Source organism: Bradyrhizobium sp. CFUWI, assembly GCF_056429085.1.
On record NZ_JBWJZE010000201.1, the window covers coordinates 1 to 447 of the forward strand.

The 447-nt window shown below is 74.0% G+C and carries 1 protein-coding gene and 1 pseudogene; both read right to left on the minus strand.

Annotated features, from left to right (window positions below):
• Positions 1-218: hypothetical protein (locus AC066S_RS39415; RefSeq protein ID WP_478272000.1), on the minus strand; the 218-nt coding region annotated here is incomplete at its 3' end.
• A 9-nt stretch (positions 219-227) separates the two neighbouring features.
• A pseudogene (locus tag AC066S_RS39420) lies at positions 228-447 on the minus strand (AIR carboxylase family protein); the annotation flags it as partial.

Genomic DNA, 447 nt, shown 5'->3' on the forward strand with positions numbered 1-447 from the left:
GCCAGCAGCGACGAGTTGGAGGCGATCAGCGCGCGCAGGCTGCGCCGCTCGCGGCCCACGGTCACGAGCCGCGCCATGAGCCGTGCGGCGCTCGTGGCCGGCTCGGGGGAGAGCAGGCAGTCCAGCAGGTCGCGCACGCGCAGGATGCGCTCGCGCAGCTGCCGCAGCCGGAACACGAGCCCGACCGAGATGCCGTTGTCCTCGAAATGCGAATACACGGTGGCCGCGGCGGCGCGGCAGGCCTCCAGCCGCTCGCGCAGGGCCGGGTCGTCGGCGGCCAGCAGGGCGACCGCGAAGAGCGCCGCATTGGCCGCGCCCGCCGTGCCGATCGCGAAGGTGGCCACGGGAATGCCCTTGGGCATCTGCACGATGCTGTGCAGCGAATCCACGCCCTGCAGGTGCCGGCTCGCCACCGGCACGCCCAGCACGGGCACCGTGGTCTTGGCC